General features: G+C 69.7%; 18 protein-coding genes. 13 read left to right on the top strand and 5 right to left on the bottom strand.

Annotated features, from left to right (window positions below; translation table 11 throughout):
- The first annotated feature begins 2 nt into the window (after window positions 1-2).
- From QQX04_RS05230 to QQX04_RS05280, 11 genes are all read left to right on the top strand, one after another.
- On the top strand, window positions 3-1208 hold the full coding sequence (locus QQX04_RS05230) for a PP2C family protein-serine/threonine phosphatase (protein WP_301126896.1): 1206 nt from the start codon (window positions 3-5) through the stop codon (window positions 1206-1208).
- Window positions 1208-2614 (top strand): FtsW/RodA/SpoVE family cell cycle protein, encoded by a 1407-nt coding sequence (locus QQX04_RS05235; RefSeq protein WP_301126898.1) that lies wholly within the window; start codon window positions 1208-1210, stop codon window positions 2612-2614. Before QQX04_RS05230 ends, QQX04_RS05235 begins: the two co-directional genes overlap by 1 nt.
- Window positions 2611-4065 carry a peptidoglycan D,D-transpeptidase FtsI family protein gene (locus tag QQX04_RS05240; protein WP_301126899.1) on the top strand — a complete coding sequence of 485 codons (1455 nt, stop codon included), beginning with the start codon at window positions 2611-2613 and terminating at the stop codon, window positions 4063-4065. Before QQX04_RS05235 ends, QQX04_RS05240 begins: the two co-directional genes overlap by 4 nt.
- A complete protein-coding gene (locus QQX04_RS05245; protein WP_301126901.1) occupies window positions 4065-5015 on the top strand; it encodes a serine/threonine-protein kinase in 951 nt (316 codons plus the stop codon). The genes QQX04_RS05240 and QQX04_RS05245 overlap by 1 nt, the downstream gene beginning before the upstream one ends.
- Before the next feature lie 64 nt (window positions 5016-5079).
- Window positions 5080-7146: a Stk1 family PASTA domain-containing Ser/Thr kinase gene (gene pknB, locus QQX04_RS05250; protein WP_301126903.1), complete on the top strand. Its 2067-nt coding sequence runs from the start codon at window positions 5080-5082 to the stop codon at window positions 7144-7146.
- 72 nt (window positions 7147-7218) lie between these two features.
- Window positions 7219-8301 carry a polyprenyl synthetase family protein gene (locus QQX04_RS05255; RefSeq protein WP_301126905.1) on the top strand — a complete coding sequence of 361 codons (1083 nt, stop codon included), beginning with the start codon at window positions 7219-7221 and terminating at the stop codon, window positions 8299-8301.
- A complete protein-coding gene (locus QQX04_RS05260; RefSeq protein ID WP_301126906.1) occupies window positions 8298-9209 on the top strand; it encodes a phytoene/squalene synthase family protein in 912 nt (303 codons plus the stop codon). Before QQX04_RS05255 ends, QQX04_RS05260 begins: the two co-directional genes overlap by 4 nt.
- A complete protein-coding gene (gene crtI, locus QQX04_RS05265; protein WP_301126908.1) occupies window positions 9206-10855 on the top strand; it encodes a phytoene desaturase family protein in 1650 nt (549 codons plus the stop codon). Before QQX04_RS05260 ends, crtI begins: the two co-directional genes overlap by 4 nt.
- Window positions 10852-11169: a lycopene cyclase domain-containing protein gene (locus tag QQX04_RS05270; RefSeq protein ID WP_301126909.1), complete on the top strand. Its 318-nt coding sequence runs from the start codon at window positions 10852-10854 to the stop codon at window positions 11167-11169. Before crtI ends, QQX04_RS05270 begins: the two co-directional genes overlap by 4 nt.
- Window positions 11166-11519 carry a lycopene cyclase domain-containing protein gene (locus QQX04_RS05275; protein WP_301126911.1) on the top strand — a complete coding sequence of 118 codons (354 nt, stop codon included), beginning with the start codon at window positions 11166-11168 and terminating at the stop codon, window positions 11517-11519. Before QQX04_RS05270 ends, QQX04_RS05275 begins: the two co-directional genes overlap by 4 nt.
- A complete protein-coding gene (locus QQX04_RS05280; protein WP_301126913.1) occupies window positions 11516-12394 on the top strand; it encodes a prenyltransferase in 879 nt (292 codons plus the stop codon). The genes QQX04_RS05275 and QQX04_RS05280 overlap by 4 nt, the downstream gene beginning before the upstream one ends.
- Window positions 12395-12415: 21 nt before the next feature.
- On the opposite strand, the gene QQX04_RS05285 is transcribed toward QQX04_RS05280, so the two are convergent.
- Genes QQX04_RS05285 through QQX04_RS05295 form a run of 3 tightly spaced genes read right to left on the bottom strand, consistent with a single transcriptional unit; the run spans window position 12416 to window position 14032 of the window.
- Window positions 12416-13042: an aminodeoxychorismate/anthranilate synthase component II gene (locus QQX04_RS05285; protein WP_301126915.1), complete on the bottom strand. Its 627-nt coding sequence runs from the start codon at window positions 13040-13042 to the stop codon at window positions 12416-12418.
- A 1-nt stretch (window position 13043) separates the two neighbouring features.
- Window positions 13044-13211, bottom strand: a complete 168-nt coding sequence (locus QQX04_RS05290; RefSeq protein ID WP_301126917.1) for a hypothetical protein — start codon at window positions 13209-13211, stop codon at window positions 13044-13046.
- Complete coding sequence (locus QQX04_RS05295) at window positions 13208-14032, bottom strand: class E sortase (protein WP_301126919.1); 825 nt, start codon at window positions 14030-14032, stop codon at window positions 13208-13210. Before QQX04_RS05295 ends, QQX04_RS05290 begins: the two co-directional genes overlap by 4 nt.
- Before the next feature lie 135 nt (window positions 14033-14167).
- Here QQX04_RS05295 and QQX04_RS05300 point away from each other — a divergent pair, with 135 nt between their 5' ends.
- Window positions 14168-14413, top strand: coding sequence for a cell division protein CrgA (locus QQX04_RS05300; protein ID WP_301126921.1), 246 nt, complete (start codon window positions 14168-14170; stop codon window positions 14411-14413).
- A 712-nt stretch (window positions 14414-15125) separates the two neighbouring features.
- Here the strand turns inward: QQX04_RS05300 and QQX04_RS05305 are convergent.
- Window positions 15126-15911 (bottom strand): rhomboid family intramembrane serine protease, encoded by a 786-nt coding sequence (locus QQX04_RS05305; protein WP_301126922.1) that lies wholly within the window; start codon window positions 15909-15911, stop codon window positions 15126-15128.
- A gap of 10 nt (window positions 15912-15921) precedes the next feature.
- A complete protein-coding gene (locus QQX04_RS05310) occupies window positions 15922-16461 on the bottom strand; it encodes a peptidylprolyl isomerase (protein WP_301126924.1) in 540 nt (179 codons plus the stop codon).
- A 90-nt stretch (window positions 16462-16551) separates the two neighbouring features.
- Between QQX04_RS05310 and QQX04_RS05315 the strand changes: the two genes are divergently transcribed.
- Entirely contained in the window at window positions 16552-17646 is a 1095-nt protein-coding gene (locus QQX04_RS05315; protein ID WP_301126926.1) for a hypothetical protein, read from the top strand.
- Window positions 17647-17788: the final 142 nt, after the last annotated feature.

The following is a 17788-nucleotide window of genomic DNA, read 5'->3' on the forward strand; positions in this document are numbered from 1 at the left end:
GCTTGTACATCGCCTTCGACTTCGCCGCGCGCTCCGACGTCGGCCTGGTCCGCGCCAACAATCAGGACTCGGCCTACGCGGGCCCGCAGCTCCTGGTGGTCGCGGACGGCATGGGCGGCGCGGCCGGAGGTGACATCGCCTCGTCGATCGCTGTGGGCAGGCTCGTCGCGCTCGACGGCGAGGCGCACGGGCCGGACGAGGCGCTCGAGGAGCTGAAGAACGCCATCGGCGACGCGCACGCGCAGATCGTCGCGCGCGCCGAGAACGATCCCGAGCTGTCCGGCCTCGGCACGACCGTCACCGCCCTCCTGCGCGCAGGCGCCACGCTCCACATGGCGCACATCGGCGACTCGCGTGCCTACCTGCTGCGCGACGGCGTCTTCGAGCAGGTCACGACCGACCACTCGTTCGTGCAGCACCTGGTGGACACGGGCCGTCTCAGCGCGGCCGACGCCGAGCATCACCCCAAGCGCTCCATGCTGCTGCGCGTGCTGGGCGATATCGACGCGGACGTCCCGGTGGACATCTCTGTGCGCGAGACCAGGCCCGGGGACCGGTGGATGCTGTGCTCGGACGGGCTGTCGGGCGTCGTCAGCCGCACCACGCTCCAGGAGACGCTCGCCGAGATCGAGGACCCTGGCGACTGCGCGGACGCGCTCGTCGGTCTCGCGCTCGCCGCAGGCGCCCCGGACAACGTGACGTGCATCGTCGCGGACGTCGTGGACATCGACGCCATGCCGCGCGGCCAGGGTCCCTCGACGCAGTCGCAGATCGTGGGGTCCGCCGCGAGGGACAGGAACAAGCCGTCGTCCGGCGGGACCGGCGCCGCAGCGCGTGCCGCGCGCCTCTCCCCCGCCGAGCCGGTCGAGGACGACGACGAGCCTTCTCGATGGTCCACCCGGTGGTCCACGTGGAAGGCCTGGCTCCTTCCCCTCATCACGCTTCTCATCGTGGCGGGCGGCGCCTACGGCGGCTACGTCTGGACGCAGCAGCAGTACTACGTGGGCGAGAGCGACGGGTACGTCGCGATCTATCGCGGCATCCCTGAGGAGCTGCCCCTCGTCTCGCTGCACACGCTCGTGGAACGCACCGACACCCCCCTCGAGGAGCTCGCCGAGTACCAGCAGGAGCGGATCGCCGTGGCGATCAGGGCCGGCAGCCTCAACGAGGCCGAGGCGATCGTGTTCGCGCTGGAGTCGACCGGCTGATGGCCACGATCTCGGAGCTGCGGGTCCATCGGGGGAGGCGCGCGGAGGCGTGGCTCCTGGTGCTGGCCTGGGCGATCGCCGTGCTCGCACGCGGCCTCGTCGACTATCACGCAGACTTCCTCGAGCTGGACGAGCTCGGCTGGTACGCGCTCGGAGCGGCCGGCCTGGCCGCCGTGCTTCACGTCGCGCTGCGGGTGCTCGCCCCTGACTCCGACCAGGTGGTGCTCCCCACGGTGCTCGGCCTCATCGGGGTCTCGCTCGCCGAGATCAGGCGCCTCGACTTCGCCTACGCGGACCGCGGCCGCGACACCGACTTCGGCGACAGCCAGATCGGGTGGGTGCTTCTCGGCGCACTCGCCTTCATCGTGGTCCTCGTCGTCATCCGCGACCACCGGGTCCTCAGACGATTCACCTACACCGCGGGCATCCTGGGGATCATCCTGTATCTGCTGCCCGCCGTACCGGGCCTCGGCAGGGAGATCAACGGCGCGAAGATCTGGATCGGCATCGGCAGCCACTCGCTCCAGCCCGGCGAGTTCGCCAAGATCCTGCTCGTCGTGTTCTTCGCCGGATATCTGCAGACCAACCGTGACGCACTCGCGCTCGCCGGTCCCAAGTTCCTGGGCATGCGGCTGCCTCGCATGCGGGACATGGGGCCGCTCGCAGTGATGTTCGCCGCGGCGCTGCTCATCATGATCGACCAGCGCGACCTGGGCGCCGCGCTGCTGTTCTTCGGGATCTTCATCGGCATGGTCTACGTGGCCACCCAGCGCGTCAGCTGGGTGGTCATCGGCCTCGTCATGTTCATCGTGGGCGCGGTCGCCGCCGGCATCGCCTTCCCCCACGTGGGTGCGCGATACGACGCCTGGCTGCACGCGATGGACCCGGACGTGTACTCGTCGGGCCGTTCCGAGCAGCTCGTCCGCGGCCTGTTCGGCATGGCGTCCGGCGGGCTGTTCGGCACCGGACTCGGCAACGGTCGTCCCGACCTCGTGCCGTACGCGGAGTCCGACTTCATCATCGCGTCGCTCGGCGAGGAGCTCGGGCTCACCGGTCTCATGGCGATCCTCACGCTCTACGTGATCCTGGTGCAGCGCGCGATGCGCACCGCGATCGGCGTGCGCGACGGGTTCGGCAAGCTGCTGTCCGCCGGCCTCGGGTTCGCGATCACACTTCAGGTCTTCATCATCGTCGGTGGCGTCACGCGCCTCATCCCGCTCACCGGGCTCACCACCCCGTTCCTGGCCTACGGCGGATCGTCGATGCTCGCGAACTGGATCGTGGTCGCGCTGATCCTGCGTATCTCCGACCAGGCGCGTCGGCCCGCGGTGCGCGCCGAGGCGAAGCCCGAGACCACCCCCGCTGCACGTCGGCGGCCCGACCTGGAGGAGGAGCCGGCAGAATGAACGATCCGATCCGCCGGCTCTCCGTCGTCGCCCTCGTGCTCATCATGGCCCTCATGGGCGGTTCCACCTGGATCCAGGTGCTCAACGCGGGAAGCCTCAACGACGACCCGCGCAACGTCCGCACCCTGTACCGCGAGTACGGCACCTACCGCGGCCCCATCGTCGTGGACGGCATCGCGGTCGCGCAGTCCGCCGCGGTCGACGACCCGTACGGCTTCCAGCGTTCGTACACGCTCGGCCCCGTCTACGCGCCCGTCACGGGCTTCTACTCCGTGGTGTACGGCCGCACCGGGCTCGAGCAGGCCGAGAACACCCTTCTCAACGGCACCTCGGACGCGCTGTTCTGGTCCCGCCTGGGCGACCTCTTCGCCGGCGAGCAGCAGCAGGGCGCGTCCGTGGAGACGACGCTCGACGCCGACCTCCAGCAGGTCGCGTTCGACGCGATGGGCGACTACTCGGGCGCGATCGTCGCGCTCGACCCGAGCACCGGCGCGGTCGAGGCGATGGTCTCCACCCCGTCGTACGACCCCAACGTGCTCGCCTCGCACAACGCCTCCGCCGTCAACGACGCGTACGCCGAGCTGATCGACGACCCGGGCGACCCGCTCCTGAACCGCACGATCGCGCAGACCTACCCGCCCGGGTCCGTGTTCAAGCTGGTCGTCTCCGCCGCCGCCCTCGAGGCCGGGTACACGCCCGAGACCTCGATCCCCGCCCCCGACGTGCTGGATCTGCCGCAGACGGAAGCGACCATCCGCAACTACCAGGGAGAGTCCTGCGACACCAACGCCGAGGGCAGGACGACGCTCGCCGACGCGCTGCGCGTCTCGTGCAACACGGCCTTCGCCTCGCTCGGCATGTCCCTCCAGTGGGAGGGCATCGAGCGCATGGCGAACGCCTTCGGCTTCGAGGACTCGTTCGACATCCCCCTCACCGTCGCCGCCTCGCAGCTTCCCGACGACCCGAACGCGCCGCAGACCGCGCAGAGCTCGATCGGCCAGTACAACGTCAGGTCCACCCCGCTGCAGATGGCGATGGTGGCGGCCGCGATCGCGAACGACGGCGTGCTCATGAAGCCGTACATGGTGAGCACCATCCGCTCCAACAGCCTGCAGGTCATCGAGACCACCGAGCCCGAGGTGTACTCCGAGCCGATCAGCACGCAGTCCGCGAGCGAGCTCACCGACATGATGGTCGACGTCGTCGCCAACGGCACAGGACGCAGCGCCCAGATCTCAGGCGTCGAGGTCGCAGGCAAGACGGGCACCGCCGAGACCGGGACCGACGCGCCTCCGTACACGTGGTTCGTGGCGTTCGCCCCGGCGTCCGATCCCGAGATCGCGGTCGCCGTGCTCGTCGAGGACGGCGGCGAGGGCGCGACGGGCGGCCGCGTGGCCGCACCCATCGCGCGACAGGTCATCCAGGCAGCCCTCAGCGGAGGGCAGGGCTGATGGCGATCGCATCCGGCACCACGCTCGGCGGACGCTACGTGCTCGAGTCCCTCATCGCCGTCGGCGGCATGGGCGAGGTGTGGCGCGGCACCGACATCGACCTCAGCCGCAAGGTCGCGGTCAAGACGCTCAAGGAGGCGTCGGCATCGAACGCGACGTTCCTCAAGCGGTTCAAGAACGAGGCGCGCAACGCTGCAGGCGTGCAGCACCCCAACATCGCGCAGGTGCTCGACTACGGCGACCAGGAGGGAACCGCCTACCTGGTGATGGAGCTCGTGGACGGCGAGCCGATGTCCACCATCCTGGAACGCGACCGCATCATCCCCGAGCGCAGGCTCGTGAACCTCATGATCGAGGCCTGCCGCGGGCTCGAGGCGGCCCACGCGGCCGGCATCATGCACCGGGACATCAAGCCGGGCAACCTGCTCGTGTTCGGCGACGACAGCCTGAAGATCACCGACTTCGGCGTCTCCCGCAGCCAGGACCAGACGACCCTCACCGCCACCGGCATGGTGATGGGCACCGCCCAGTACCTCGCCCCCGAGCTCGCGCTCGGCAAGCCTGCGACGCCCGCGTCTGACATCTACTCGCTCGGCATCATCATGTACGAGTCGGTCGTGGGGAAGCGGCCCTTCACCGCCGCGAACGCCGTCGACATCGCCGTGGCCCAGGTGAACGACAAGGTGCCGCCCCTGCCCCCGACCGTCTCGCCGGAGCTCGCGACGCTCATCATGAAGGTGCTCGAGAAGAACCCTCGACGCCGCCCGAGCGACGCACCACGGCTCGAGGCGCAGCTCGCCTCGCTCCGGCTCGAGGAGCGCACCGCGGCGCCGACTCCCCCGGTCGGAGACGAGACGCAGGACAGCAGGACGGCCCGCCGGAGGCTGCCCCCATCGATCGCTCCCCGAGCCCACCGCCCACGGCCCGATCTGCAGGGTCCGAGAGCATGAGGCACAGGGAGTGCCACAATAGGCGCGAGCACGTGCGCCCGACGATAGTGACCGAGGACGAGGAATGAACGAGGAATCGAAGATCCTGGGAGGCCGGTACGAGGTCGGTGACCTCATCGGCCGAGGAGGCATGGCCGAGGTGCATATCGGCTACGACACTCGCCTGGGCCGCACCGTCGCCATCAAGATCCTGCGCGCGGACCTCGCCCGCGACCCGTCCTTCCAGACCCGCTTCAGGCGCGAGGCTCAGGCGGCCGCGGGCCTGAACCACCCCGCGATCGTCGCCGTGTACGACACGGGCGAGGACCACGTCACCTCCGAGACCGGACAGCCGCAGGCAGTCCCCTACATCGTCATGGAGTACGTCGAGGGTCACACCGTGCGCGACATCCTCAAGGGAGACGTCGCGGCGCCTATCGACGAGGCGGTCGAGATCACCGCCGGCGTGCTCACCGCCCTGGACTACGCGCACCACGCCGGGCTCGTGCACCGCGACATCAAGCCCGCGAACGTGATGCTCACGCCCACGGGCGCAGTCAAGGTCATGGACTTCGGCATCGCGCGCGCCCTCGCCGACGCGGGCCAGACGATGACGCAGACCCAGGCGGTCGTCGGGACCGCCCAGTACCTGTCCCCCGAGCAGGCGCGCGGCGAGAACGTCGACGCCCGCTCCGACCTCTACTCCGCAGGCTGCCTGCTGTTCGAGCTGCTCACGGGCCGCCCGCCGTTCGTCGGCGACTCACCCGTGTCGGTCGCGTACCAGCACGTGCGCGAGGAGGCACCGCGCCCCTCCCAGTTCGCGTCCGACGTCCCCACGGAGCTCGACCAGGTCGTGCTCCGCGCGCTCGCCAAGAACCGCGACGAGCGCTACGCGAGCGCCCAGGAGTTCCTGTCCGACCTCCGCGCCGTCATGAACGGCAGCGCGCTGTCGCCCAGCACCGGCGCCGTCGCGATCGGCTCCGCGGCGCTCGGCGCCGGCGCGGCCGGCGTGGCCGCGGCAGCCGCGAGCAGCGCGGACACCGGTGAGAACCCCACCGAGGCGTTCTCTCCCGCCACCCAGGGCACCGCCGTCATGCCAGCCGCCGCGTGGGGTGCCGGTGGCGCAAGCCCCGCCGCCATCCCGCCCGCGACCGGCGAGGTCGCCGTGCAGGACGAGGAGGAGCTCGTCGTCGACGAGAACGAGCGTCGGCGCAAGATCATCCTGTGGTCGTCACTCGGCGGCGCGGCGGTCATCGCGATCATCGTGATCCTGCTGCTCCTGCTCAACGGCGGACCCGAGGAGCCGGTCGCCGATATCGAGGTGCCGGATCTCGCGGGCGTCGCGGTCGAGGAGGCGCAGGCTCAGCTGGACGAGCTGCTGCTCGAGAACGAGGTGGTCGAGCAGGCCAGCACGGACGTCGAGGCAGGAGACGTCATCTCGACGGATCCCGCCGCAGGCGAGCTGCTGTTCGAAGGCGACCTCGTGACCCTCACCGTCAGCTCCGGGCCTGGTGAGGTGGAGATCCCGTCCGTGCGAGGACTGACCGAGGACGAGGCCGTCGCCGAGCTCGAGGCCGCAGGCCTCACCGTCAGCTCGATCGACAACACCCAGCACGATCCCGGGCTCGAGGAGGGTCGCGTCATCGGCACCACGCCGGAGAGCGGCGAGACCGTCGACGCCGGGAGCGAGGTCGAGCTGCTCGTGGCGGACGGACAGATCGAGCTCGTGGACCTCGTGGGTGACACGGTCGAGGCTGCCCGCGAGAACATCAGCGCTGCGGGTCTGAACGCGATCGTCCAGACCACCGAGACCGATGAGGCCGAGCCTGGCACCGTCCTCTCGCAGACGCCCGGAGCCGGCCTGGTGCCGGTGAACTCGGACGTGACGATCGAGGTCGCCGCGGAGCCCTCGACGCGAGAGGTGACGAACGTCGTCGGCCAGAGCCAGGTCCAGGCGACCTCGGCACTGCAGGCGGCAGGCTTCAACGTCACGGCGTCGGAGGCGAACTCGGACACCGTGCCGTCGGGCACCGTCATCTCGCAGAACCCGAGCGCGGGCACCGTCGTGGCTCCCGGGACCACGGTGAACATCACCGTGTCGATCGGTCCCGCGAACCCTGCGCCCGACCCGACCGCCACCGTCGGACCTTGACGACTGGCCATCTGACATGACGCGAGCCCCAGCGGGAATGTCCTGCTGGGGCTCGCTGTCTATAGTGGCGTGATGGAGAGGGTTTCGACCGTGGAGTCGCTGCACGAGGTGGTGCGTACTCGCCTGGACTGTGTCCACGAGGCGCTGGCCGAGCACGTCTCGCACGAGGCAGGCCGGCTCGGATCGGCCGGGACGGACTACCGGAACCTGTGGCTCTCCCTCGGAGACCAGTTCCCGGGTGGCAAGAGCCTGCGGCCGGCCCTCACCCTCGCGTCGTACGCGGGTCTCGGCGGCGACGACCCCGACGCGGTGGTCCCGGTGGCCGCCGCGATGGAGATGCTCCACACGGCGATGCTCGTGCACGACGACATCCTCGACCACGACGAGGTCCGCCGCGGACGCCCCAACCTCGCCGGCACGCGGCGAGCGGCGCTCGACGGATCGCCCCTCACACCTGCACAGGTCGACAACCACGTCCTGTCCGCGGCACTGCTCGGCGGAGACCTCGCCATCGCGTCGGCCTACGACCTCGTGTCGTCCTCGAACCTTCCGGCGCACCACCGGCTGGCCTGCCTGGACCTGGTGACCCGCGCGATCCGCACCACGATCGCGGGAGAGCTGCTGGACACCTACGGCGATCTCACCGATCCCGCCGACGCGGACGCCCTCATCGTCGCCGAGCTCAAGACCGCCACGTACACGTTCGTCGTACCCCTGCTCGCCGGCGCCCAGCTCGCCGGCGCAGACCCCACGATGATCGGTCATCTCGAGCGCATCGGCACCTCGCTCGGCGTCTCCTTCCAGCTCGTGGACGACGACCTGGGGATCTTCGGCGATCCCGAGGTGACGGGCAAGTCTGTGCTGTCCGACCTGCGCACTGGAAAGCGCACCGAGCTGATGCGGCTCGCGTTCCACCGCGCCACTGACGAGCAGCGGGAGGTGCTGCGCGCCGCGCTCGGCAACCCCGACCTGGACGAGGATGGCGCCGCACGCGTTCGCGAGGTGCTGGTCGCCTCCGGCGCGCGGGGACAGACGCTGGGCATCGCCCGACGCCACGCCCGGCTCGCGCGCCGCCTCGCCTTCGAGCGGATCCCGGCACCGCTCTCCGGCTACCTCCTCGAGCTCATCGACCGCCTTGAGGAACGAGTGTCGTGAACGATGCCGACGCGGGCCATGAGGCCGACGCGCCCGACACCGACCTCGCCCTCTACGATCGCACCGCGCACGACGCGGCCTCCCAGGTGATCGCGCGCTACTCCACCAGCTTCGGCATGGGCACGCGCCTGCTCCCCCGCGAGATGCGCGCACACATCGAGAACGTGTACGCGATGGTGCGAGTGGCCGACGAGATCGTCGACACCTATCGCGGCCCCGACGCGCGCGAGCTGCTCGACAGCTTCGAACGCGAGGTGGACGCGGCTGTCACGCGGGGGTTCTCGACGAACCTCGTGGCCCACGCCTTCGGGCGCACGGCGGCATCCGTCGGCATCACCGACGCGCAGATCACGCCGTTCTTCGCCTCCATGCGGATGGACCTGGACAAGACGGTCCACACGGACGAGTCGTTCCGCACCTACGTGTACGGCTCGGCCGAGGTGATCGGTGAGATGTGCCTCGCGGTGTTCCTCAACACCGGCGAAGGGCCGCGGCCGCTGCCGCCGGAGGTGGCGGAGGGCGCGCGTCGGCTCGGCGCGGCGTACCAGAAGGTCAACTTCCTGCGCGATCTCGGCGCCGATGAGACGGCGTTGGGCCGCTCGTACTTCCCTGGCGTGAAGTCCGAGACGCTCGACGATGCGCAGCTCGCCGCCCTCGTCGACGACTGCCGTGGTGACGTCGAGGCGGCGGAGCGGTGTCTCCCGGCGCTCCCCCGGCGCGCGCGCGTCGGCGTCGCCACCACGATCGAGATCTACACGCGACTGCTGGACCGCATCGCACAGACCCCGGCCACAGAGCTGAGCGCGACCAGGGTGCGGGTCCCCGACCGCATCAAGCTGGCGATCGCGCTCCGACACATCATCGAGGGGCGGCGGCGGGAGCCGACGCCGGAGAGGAGCGCGATGTGAGCGCCCAGAGCGCGGGACCCCGCGTGGTCGTGATCGGTGGAGGCATCGGGGGCCTGGCGACGGCTGCCCTCCTGGCCCGGGGAGGCGCCGACGTCACCCTCGTCGAACGCGGCGCGGAGCTCGGAGGACGCGCGGGTCGGCTGAAGAAGGCCGGCTACACGTGGGATACAGGCCCCTCGTGGTACCTCATGCCCGAGGCCTTCGAACAGTTCTACGGTCTGCTGGGCCGCAAGGTCGAGGACGAGCTGGATCTGATCGACCTCGACCCGCGCTACCGGGTGTTCTTCGAAGGCGAGGATCCCGAGGGCGCCGCGGAGAGCCTCGACGTGCTCGCCGACCCCGACGCGAACTATGCACGCTTCGACGCGATGAGCGGCGGCGATGGCGAGGCCATCCGACGCTACGCGAAGGAGTCCTACGACCTGTACCGGCTGGCGCTCGACCGCTTCCTCTACACGACGTATGAGAACCCGCTCAAGGTCGCGTCGCGCGAGGTGATCCGTCGGCTTCCCACGCTCGGATCGCTCCTGACGCGGCCGCTCGGCGCGAAGATCGACAGGCGCGTCCGCGATCCTCGCCTGCGCAAGGTGCTCGGCTTCCACGCCGTCTTCCTCGGCTCCGCGCCCGACCGCGCGCCGTCGCTGTACTCGCTCATGAGCCACATGGACCTGACCGACGGCGTGCGCTACCCGCGCGGCGGGATGTACGAGGTCGTGGAGTCGCTCGTGCGCGTCGCTCGCGAGGAGGGTGCGGCGCTGCGCACCGACGCGAACGTCACCCGGATCGAGGTCGGGCCCGATGGACTTGCCACGGGCGTCGTCCTCGCCGACGGCGAGACCCTCCCGGCCGACGTGGTGGTCTCGGGTGCCGACATGCATCACACCGAGACCGCGCTGCTCGAGCCCGAGCACCGATGGCAGGACGAGCCCGCCTGGAAGCGCCGCTCGCCTGGCGTGAGCGCGCTGCTCGTGTTCGCCGGCGTGAAGGGCGAGCTCCCCGAGCTTGAGCACCACTCCCTCTTCTTCACCAAGGACTGGGACGCCAACTTCGCGCAGATCGTCGGCGACGGCGCGCTCTCGGCGCCGGTGCCCGGCTCCCTCTACGTCTCCAAGGTGACGGCGACGAATCCGACCGCAGCACCCGCGGGCTACGAGAACCTGTTCATGCTGGTGCCCTTCCCCGCGGATCCCGAGCTCGGAGCCACCGACCGGTCGCGCGCCGAGCTGGAGGAGCTCGCCTGGGGCTACCTGGACCAGGTCGCCTCGTGGGCTCGCATCCCTCAGCTTCGCGAACGCACCACGATCTACTCGGTGAAGGCGCCGGCGGACTTCGCGACGGAGCTCTCCGCGTGGAAGGGCTCGGCCCTCGGGCTCGAGCACACGCTGTTCCAGTCGGCCATGTTCCGGCCCGGCAACGCCTCGCGGAAGGTGAGGAACCTTCTGTACACGGGTTCCTCGACCGTGCCCGGGATCGGCATGCCCATCTGCCTGATCTCTGCCGAGCTCGTCGCCAAGCGACTGCTCGGCGACACGGGCCCCTCCCCCCTCGCGTCTCCAGCGGCCGACGGCTTCCTCGCGGGATCCACGCGATCGGATGTCCTCGGCCGCCTGGCGCGCGGCGAGCAGCGCCTCGGGATCGACGTATGAGCGTCGTCTATCTCGGCGCTCTCGTGGTCAGCCTGGTCGGCTTGGGCGCGCTCGACCGCAGGTTCGGACTCGCGCTCTTCGTGCAGCCCGCGCGCACGATCGTGACGATCGCCATGGGCGTCGCGGTCTTCCTCGTGTGGGACGTGCTCGGAGTGGAGCGTGGCATCTTCTTCATCGGTGACGGGCCGTACCAGACGGGAATCCTGCTGAGCCCGGAGATCCCGATCGAGGAGCTCTTCTTCCTCACGCTGCTCACGTATCAGACGCTCCTGCTGTGGCGCTGGTTCTCACGACGGCAGGAGGCGCGCGCGTGAGCAACTACATCACCCTGTCGGGTCTGATGCTGGTCCTGATCCTGCTCTTCACCTTCCGACCGCTGCGGAGACTGCCCGCTCGACCGTTGCTGCTCACCGGCGCGGTGCTCCTCGCGCTCACCTTCGTCTTCGACAACCTGATCGTGGGCGCGGGGATCGTGGGCTACGACGACTCGCTCACCCTGGGGATCCGGGTGCCGATCGCGCCGATCGAGGACTTCGCGTACGCGATCGGCGCCGTGCTGCTCATCCCTGCGCTGTGGCAGTGGAACTCACGGCTCGCTCCGCGCGATCACCACACCGCCGCAACCGACCCGGCCGCGCCCGACCCGGAGGCTGAACGCCCATGATCGCCAACATCGTCAAGGCGTCGCGGCCGGTGTCGTGGATCAACACGGCGTTCCCGTTCGCGGCCGGCTACCTGATGGCGACGCGCGAGGTGGACGCGATCCTCATCATCGGCACGCTCTTCTTCCTGATCCCGTACAACCTCCTGATGTACGGCGTGAACGACGTCTTCGACTACGAGTCGGACCTGGCGAACCCGCGCAAGGGCGGCATCGAGGGCGATGTGATCCGCGACCGCGCGCAGGCACGACGGGTGCACCGGGCCATCCTGTGGTCGTCGGCGCTGACCGTGGTGCCGTTCGTCGTCTGGCTCCTGCTCCAGGGATCAGTCGCGGCGGGCGCGACGCTGCTGCTGGTCGTCTTCGCAGTGATCGCCTACTCGGCGCCCGGACTGCGCTTCAAGGAGCGGCCCTTCCTCGACTCGTTCACCTCTGCGGTCCACTTCGCGGGACCGCTCGTCTATGCGCTGGTGATCGCGGACGTCCCGCTCGGAGATCGGGCCGTGTGGCCGATCTGGGTCGCCTTCCTCGCCTGGGGCATGGCCAGCCACGCCTTCGGCGCGGTTCAGGATGTGAAGGCGGACCGCGAAGGCGGAATCGGGTCTATCGCAACCGTGCTGGGCGCACGCACCACGGTCCTGCTCGCCGTCGGCTGGTACCTGCTCGCCGGCATCGTGCTCGCGACGCTTCCCTGGCCCGGCAACCTCGCTGCCTTCCTCGTGCTCCCGTACGCGATGTCAGTGGCACGGTTCAGGCGCATCACTGACGAGACCTGTGAGGACGCGAACCGAGGATGGCGGACGTTCCTGTGGCTGAACCAGCCCGTCGGCTTCCTTGTGACGATGCTGCTGATCGCCGTGTGGCGCGGCTGGCTGTAGCCCAGGCTGCGCGCGTCGGCGCTACTTCCGCACGAGCGGGCCGAGCCCCGCGGACCGGCCTTCGGCGTCGGGCATGCCGCACAGCTCAAGCCAGTTGGCCAGAAGGCGGTGTCCGCCTTCGGTGAGCACCGACTCCGGGTGGAACTGGACGCCGTGCAGCGGCAGCTCCTTGTGCTTCAGCCCCATGATGATGCCGTTCGCGGTGGAGCAGGTCACCTCGAGCTCGTCGGGAACCGTCGGGTTCTCGACCGCGAGCGAGTGGTAGCGCGTGGCGGTGAACGGCGAGGGCAGGCCGGCCAGCACCGAGTCGGCGTGGTGCGAGACCTCGGAGGTCTTGCCGTGCATGAGCTCGGGCGCATGGCTCACCACCCCGCCGAACACCTCGGCGAGCGCCTGGTGGCCCAGGCAGATGCCCAGCATGGGCGTACCGGTCTCGGCGCAGCGTCGGATCACGTCCATCGAGGAGCCCGCCTCCGCGGGGGCTCCGGGCCCGGGCGAGACCAGCACGCCGTCGTAGTCGGTGACGTCGCCCGCCTCGTGGACGGCGTCGTTCCGCACCACCACGGTGTCGGCGCCCATCTGACGCAGGTAGCCGACGATCGTGTAGACGAACGAGTCGTAGTTGTCGACGACGAGGATCCTCGCCATGTCAGCCTCCCTGTCCCACGGTCTGCTCCTGGATTCCGAGATACGGCTCGAGCCACGGGAACACCCACTCGAACAGTACGGCGACCAGCCCGACGAACGCGATCAGCAGGATGAGGGTCTTCACCCACGCGTTGCCAGGCAGGTGCGACCACAGCCATGTGGAGATCACGAGAGGTCCTCCCTCATCTCGGCGGGCACGCCGTGGCCCACGGGAGCCCAGTACTTCAGCTCCGCATGCACGATCCATCGCTGTGCCGCGGAGAACCGCGGATGACAGCTGGTCATGGTCAGGTAGTGACCGTCCGCCTCGGCGCCCGGCTGGTTCGGCACGGGTGCGATGACCTGGACGTCGGTGGGAAGCACGATCTCGTGGTTCACCACCTCGTAGACGAACCATGCCTCGTCGGTCTGCACGACGACGTCGTCGCCCAGGTCGAGCATGTCGATGTCGGAGAACGGCTTGCCGTACGTGGTGCGGTGGCCCGCCACGGCGAAGTTCCCGAGCTCGCCGGGCATCGCGGTGTCGGGATAGTGACCGATGCCGATCACATTCAGCACCTGCGCCTTGTCCACGCCCTGCGCGATCGGCTTCACGTAGTCCTCGCCCCAGCGCGGCACGTACATGACAGCGAAGGTCTCGGCGTGCGCAGGCTGATCCATCTGGGGCGGGTCGTCCGTGAACTGGAACTCCGCCGGGATCGTCTCCACCACGTCGACGGCGGGTGCGGCGCTGGCCGTGGTCTCCGGCTCAGCCGCGGTGATCCCGGCCACGAAGTCCTCGACGATCTGCGACTGCTCGCGATCCGCGGTGACGTCCGTGTAGAAGAGCTGCCACACCACGAACAGACCGAGCAGGACGCCGGCAGCGATCATCAGCTCACCGGTGACGCCCAGCACTCGGTCGAGCGCGCGGGGCCCCGAGGCGCGGTGCCTGGGCTCGCGCGGCGTCGAACCGGACGACGGCGGGGTCGTGTCAGTGTCTTGCGTCATGGTGGGACCAGCGTACGTGAGCACGTTGCAGGGCCGATACCCCCTTGGTGCCCTGGCCTGGGACCCGGCAGGTACCCTGGTTCCCAGCATCCCGCCCATCGCGCGCGACGCGCGCCATCCTCAGGAGCAACGACCGTGGCACGAGCCAAGAAGAACGACCGCGAGACCTACAAGGCGCCCCGCAACCTCGGCAAGGCCAAGTCGGAGAACCCGAAGTGGCTCATCCCCACGATCCTCACCCTCCTGATCGTCGGCCTCGTGTGGATCACGGTCCACTACGTGACGTCCGGCCAGTACCCGCTGCCCCTGAGCAACTGGAACGTCTTCGTCGGCTTCGGCTTCTTCGCCGTGGCGATGGGACTGCTGACCCGCTGGAAGTAGGCGGCCCTCGGCGCGTGCTGCGCCGAGCCCCGGACCCGTCCTCGGACGGTGGAAGGCGCGCACCATCGGTGCGCGCCTTTTCTCTTGCCTCGTGCGGCTCCACGTACCGTGCACTTCTGGGGACGAGCCCTGGGACATCCTGTGGACCCATGTGGACTGCGGGTCCCTCTCCCCACGAATGCCTGGGGAAAACCCGGTGGATATGTGAATAACACCGATGTATTTATCCACACCGCTCTCCACACTCGGGGATAACTACAGCGCTGTTGTTCACAGCTGTGTGCACCGCTGTGAATATGGGAGTCGGTGCTGCTCGGGAGAGGCTCCCGTGCGTGGCGGCGGTGCGATCGGGATTGCGGGGCGCTGCGGGGCGTGCAACGCGGAGAGCTACCTGAGGACACCTCGGCGGGTGGCTGGCCCGGCGCTCGGCGGCGAGCACAAGCGGTCGCGAGTCTCCCGCGGCGCTCATGGCGACGCGCAGAGCGGTCGCGAGTCTCCTGGGAAACGCGGGGGGCGGTGAGGAGACCAGTACTCAGTGCCGCGCGGCACGCAGCAGGGCGACGACAGCAGTACTCAGTGCCGCGCGTGGCACACGAGGACGCCAGGAACCATCGTGGGTCTGCCGGGAGCGAGTCGGCGCGGGAAGCAGCGCCCTGCAGAGCGCGCGGGTGAAGCGCGACGGACGGCGGGGGTTGTCAGCGGCGCGGGGTTGTCAGCGGCGCCGTGCGCGCTGCGGGCTGTTGACCCAGTGCAGCATGCCGAGCATCACCGCGGCGCCGGCCACGGCGCCGCCCAGGTGCGCCTGCCAGGACAGGCCCGGCACGATGAAGCCGAGCACCAGCCAGAGTCCGCCGGTGGTGACGACGGACTGGTAGTTCAGCTTGAGCTTGTACAGCACCACTGCGTAAGCGGCGAAGAGTCCGAAGATCGCTCCGGAGGCGCCGCCGTGGATGCCGCCGCGCGCGAGGAGATCCACGCCGAGCGAGCCGCCGAGGAGCGAGAGCACGTAGAGCGCGAGGAAGCGCATGCGCCCCAGGATCGGCTCGAGCTGGCTGCCGAACTGGAACAGCACCAGCATGTTCATGCCGATGTGGAAGATCCCGAAGTGCAGGAAGCCCGAGGTGATCCAGCGGTACCACTCCTCGCCGGCGCCGCCGAGCTCGCCGTTGAGCGCGGGGATCATGCCCCACTCGAGCGCCCAGGCGTTCTGGCCCAGGACGAGGTAGCCGTACAGGTACGCGGCGACGTTGAGGCCGATCAGCGTGAGCGTGACGACCGGGCGACCGAAGGCGCTCGTGAAGCCGAGGCGGTTGACGACCGACCGCGACTGCTTCTGAGCCTCGCGCGCGCAGTCCACACAGATGATGCCGACGGGCGCGGGCGTCTGGCAGTCGGGGCAGGTGGGCCTCCCGCAGCGCTGGCAGGAGACGTAGGAGACGCGGTCAGGGTGGCGGGGGCACACGGGTTCCATGGCGGTCCCGCCACCCGACGCAGTCATCCGGGTCCGACTACTCGGAGATGGTGACGGACGTGATGGTGATGTCCTCGACGGGACGGTCGCCAGGGCCCGTGGCCGTGGTGGCGATCTTGTCCACGACGGCCTTGGACTCGTCGTCCACGACCTTGCCGAAGATGGTGTGCTTGCCGTTGAGCCAGTCCGGGTTCGTCACGGTGATGAAGAACTGCGAACCGTTGGTGCCGGCAGGCTTGCCGGTGATGGGGTTCACGCGCTTGCCCGCGTTCGCCATGGCGAGCAGGTAGGGCTCGTTGAACTGGAGCTCGGGGTGCGGCTCGTCGTCGAAGGTGTAGCCCGGGCCACCGGTGCCGGTGCCGAGCGGGCATCCACCCTGGATCATGAAGCCGTCGATGACGCGGTGGAAGACAAGACCGTCGTAGAAGGGCTCGTGGCTCGCCTCTCCGGTCTTGGGGTTCTTCCACTCCTTCTCGCCGGTCGCGAGACCGACGAAGTTCGCCACCGTGTTGGGAGCGTGGTTGGGGAACAGCTCGATGCGGATGTCACCGGCCGTGGTCTGGAGCGTTGCGATCATGCTCGTCATTGTGGCATAAGGCCTCGCCATGAGGCGTTGTAGGTGGCACGATGGATAAAAGGACTACCAACGTGGGATGGGAGACTCGCCATGGGACGGGCAAAGGTGGACATCGACGCCGAGAAGTACCGCAAGCAGGCTGAAGAGGCTGCTGCGGCGGCGAAGGAGGCCGCCGACAAGGCCGCGACGGCCGCAAGCGAGGCGGCGAAGCGCGCCGTCGAGTGGGCGGGGCCGCAGGTGGAGCACGCCAAGGACTGGGCCGGCCCCCGCGTCACGCAGGCGAAGGACTGGGCTGGACCCAAGGTCGACGAGGCGGTCGCCTGGGCCAAGCCGCGCGCGGAGAAGGCGTACCGCAAGGGCGCCAAGAAGGCGTCGCCGTACGTGCACAAGGCAGGCGACAAGACGTCCGAGTGGGTCGACATCGCGCAGGCCGCGATCATCGGTGCCGCCATCCCGGCCGTGGTGGCCGCGGTGGACAGCGCTGCGGAGGAGCCCGAGGAGAAGAAGGGCTCGGCTGCCAAGGTGCTGATCCCGATCGCTCTCGCGGCCGCGGCCGGCGCTGCGCTCGTGGCGTGGGCGCGTCGCGACCCGGGCCGTGATGCCTGGGCCGGGGACGACGACTGGGAGCTTGAGGACCCGAGCGGTGACTTCCCCACGAAGCTCCGTCACGACGTGAACAAGGTCGCCGACCTCACCACGTCGTCCATGAAGAAGGCCGTGTCCACGGTCTCGGATGCGGCGCAGACCACGTCCAAGCAGGTCGTGGACGCCGCGGGTCCCGCGTGGGAGAAGGCGCTCGCGCAGCTCGGCCCCACCTACGCGAAGGCGAAGGAGGCGGCGGGCCCCGCATACGAGCGTGTCCGTGAGACGGCCGTCGAGGAGGCGAAGAAGATCGCCGACCAGGCCGGCCCCGCGATCGAGCGCGTGAAGGCGACGGCGACCACCGAGGCCAAGAAGTTCGCGGCGTCGGTCGACGAGGCCCGTCACCAGGCGGCCGTGGGCATCGCCGACACGATCGACGGCGCCGAGGACGTCTGGGAGGACGAGGGCGGCACCGGCGAGGACGGCCTCACCGCGGAGGAGCGCAAGGACGAGGCGATGGCTGAGAAGCCCGCCCCGAAGAAGGCGCCCGCCAAGAAGGCTCCTGCGAAGAAGCCCGCGGCGAAGAAGACGGACGACTCGTGATCTGAGTCGCGCCTGACGTCACGGGGCGCCCCCCCAGGTGGTGGGGGGGCCCCGCGTGGGGGTGGGGGGGGGGGGGGCGCCCCCCCGGTGCCCCCGCCCCGCCCGCGGCCCCGCGGGGGACCCCCCGGCGCGGCGGAACACG

This window comes from Demequina zhanjiangensis, assembly GCF_030418315.1.
GTDB classification, from domain to species: domain Bacteria; phylum Actinomycetota; class Actinomycetes; order Actinomycetales; family Demequinaceae; genus Demequina; species Demequina zhanjiangensis.